This is a genomic window from Dietzia sp. SLG310A2-38A2 (assembly GCF_014145095.1).
GTDB lineage: Bacteria > Actinomycetota > Actinomycetes > Mycobacteriales > Mycobacteriaceae > Dietzia.
Map to the genome: position 1 here is coordinate 1 of NZ_JAALDX010000484.1, position 1,997 is coordinate 1,997.

Genomic DNA, 1,997 nt, shown 5'->3' on the forward strand with positions numbered 1-1,997 from the left:
GGGGTGTCCCGGAAGACGGGGACGACCTGGGCGAGCGGTCGCACGAGATGGGGGGCGGTGCGTTCGAGCATGATCCCGCGTTCGACGGCCGATCGGCGGGCGATGCCGACGTTGCCGGTGGCCAGGTACCGCAGGCCGCCGTGGGCGAGCTTGGAGGACCATCGACTGGTGCCGAACGCCAGGTCGTGCGCTTCCAGGAGCACGGTCTCGAGCCCGCGGGAGGCGGCATCGAGCGCGATCCCGGCGCCGGTGATGCCCCCGCCGATCACCACCAGATCCACGGGGGTGTCGCGGCCACGCAGTTCGGCGAGTTCGCGAGCCCGTCGGGCGGCGGACAGTGCGGTGGTGTGGACGGGCGTGGTGTGCACGCGATCGGTCTGACCGGTCATAGGCCGAGGTACCCCCTGATGAGTAGGTGCAGTTCGGTCCGCCAGGTGGCCGGGTCGAGCGGCGGGTCGGCGAGCGGGGCGGACAGGACCAGACCCTGGACGGCGAGGAAGAGCATGGTCGCGGTCCGGTCGGGGTCGCGCCCCGCCAGCCTGGGGTCGGTCGCCATCGCCTGCGAGAGCAGTCCGCGGAGGACGTCGATGAGCCGGCGCTGCGAGGTGCCGAGCCGGTGGAAGACGTACTCGGAGAGCATCTCGGACTCGTGCCTGCGGAACGCGTCGAGCAGTGGGTCGGTCCGCACCTCGTCCGCGAAGATGCACACCAGCCGCACGAGCTCGTCGGCGTCGACGGGCGCCGAGTCGGGGAGAGCCGAGTCGGGGAGAGCCGAGTCCGAGAGTGCCGAGTCGGGGAGCGCGGGGTCCACCCGCTCGACGACCGCGGTGAGCTCGCGGGTGAGCAGGTCGGCGAAGAGCGCGGTGATGTCCGGCCAGTGGCGGTAGAGGGTGGTCCGTCCCACCCCGGAGCGGCGGGCGACCTCGACCATCGTGGTCCGTGTGGCCCCGATCTCGAGGATCGAGGCGCGGGCGGCCGTGAGCGCTCGTTCGCGGGTCCCGGTGGTGCGGTCGGCCGACAGTGCCGGGGCGGACGAGGTCACCGGAACTCCTGACTGGCGCGCGGCGCCCTGTGGTGGCGATCTTCCGGGGGTTCGGTGCCCGTCGGTGCGGAGATCGTCGAAAACGGAACAGATTGGGGTTTACTGTTCCAGTATGAGCGACATGAACTCCGCTGACAACCTTCCGTTGCCGCCCATGGCCTTGTCCCGATGGGGCACGGAGGCCGAGGCGAAGGACCTGGGCGCGGGCATCCGCGGCCTGCTGCGCGACGTGCTCGGGGTGACCGCCGAGAGCGGCCTGCACTTCGATCCCGCCGTCGTGGCGGCCTCCCCGTCCCGTCTGACCGACCCTGACCTGTCGGCCCTCGCGAGCATCGTGGGGGAGGGCAACCTCTCCACCGCCGACGCCCAGCGGCTGCCCCGGGCCAGGGGCAAGTCGACGCCCGATCTGCTGTCCTGGCGGCTGTATCCCGAGGTGGACTGCCCTGACGCGGTGGTCGCACCACGTGACGACGACGAGGTGGCGGCCCTGCTGGACTGGTGCGGACGCGAGGGGGTCGCGATGGTCCCCTTCGGCGGCGGCACCTCCGTGGTGGGTGGCCTCGCCCCGGACGCAGGTGGCCACCGGGCCGTGATCTCGGTGGACCTCGTGCACTTCGACTCCCTCGAGTCGATCGATCCCGAATCGGGTGAGGCGGTCCTCGGGGCGGGCCTGTCCGGTCCCCGGGCCGAGGAGTTGCTCGCCGAACACGGGTTCTCGCTCGGGCACTTCCCGCAGTCCTTCCCGTACGCGACCCTGGGCGGCTACGCGATGACCCGGTCGTCCGGACAGGCCTCGGCCGGGTACGGGCGCTTCGACGAGATGGTCCGCGGGCTGACCGTGGTGACGCCGGTCGGCGTGATCGAGGCCGGCCGGGCACCCGCGTCGGCCGCCGGGCCGGACCTGCGGCAGTGGCTGATGGGTTCGGAGGGCGCCTTCGGGGTGTGCACCCGGGTC

3 protein-coding genes are annotated in these 1,997 nt (G+C 72.3%); 1 reads left to right on the forward strand and 2 read right to left on the reverse strand.

All coding sequences use genetic code 11. The features are described from left to right. A partial coding sequence (locus tag G6027_RS15695; RefSeq protein ID WP_182637977.1) for an FAD-dependent oxidoreductase occupies window positions 1-389 on the reverse strand: 389 nt, incomplete at its 3' end. Further along, a complete protein-coding gene (locus G6027_RS15700) occupies window positions 386-1,042 on the reverse strand; it encodes a TetR family transcriptional regulator (protein ID WP_182637978.1) in 657 nt (218 codons plus the stop codon). The genes G6027_RS15695 and G6027_RS15700, both read right to left, overlap by 4 nt. A 121-nt stretch (window positions 1,043-1,163) precedes the next feature. On the opposite strand from G6027_RS15700, the gene G6027_RS15705 reads away from it, so the two are divergent. After that, a partial coding sequence (locus G6027_RS15705) for an FAD-binding oxidoreductase (RefSeq protein ID WP_182637979.1) occupies window positions 1,164-1,997 on the forward strand: 834 nt, incomplete at its 3' end.